Annotated in this window: 1 protein-coding gene; it reads right to left on the minus strand. The window is 60.8% G+C overall.

Annotated elements, in window-relative coordinates:
* Positions 1-311, minus strand: a 311-nt coding sequence (locus tag ACPWR9_RS25855) for an electron transfer flavoprotein subunit beta/FixA family protein (RefSeq protein WP_426301931.1), incomplete at both ends; no start/stop codon positions are given.

A 311-nucleotide genomic window follows, 5' to 3' on the forward strand; every position in this document is an offset into this window, starting at 1 on the left:
ACATCCACGCCCAGATCGGCAGGCTTCACCGTCTCGAGCGGCTTCTTCTTCGCCTTCATGATGTTGGGCAGCGTCACATAACGCGGCTCATTCAGGCGCAAGTCCGTCGTGATGACGGCAGGCAGCGACAGCGAGATCGTTTCCAGACCGCCGTCGACTTCGCGCGTGACTTGTGCACGGTTATCCGCCACGGTCACTTTCGACGCGAACGTCGCTTGCGGCAGCTTCGCGAGTGCGGCGAGCATCTGACCCGTTTGGTTCGAGTCGTCGTCGATGGCTTGCTTGCCCAGGATCACCAGTTGCGGTTGTTC

This window comes from Pandoraea pneumonica, from assembly GCF_049918595.1.
In the GTDB taxonomy this organism is placed as follows: domain Bacteria; phylum Pseudomonadota; class Gammaproteobacteria; order Burkholderiales; family Burkholderiaceae; genus Pandoraea; species Pandoraea pneumonica_A.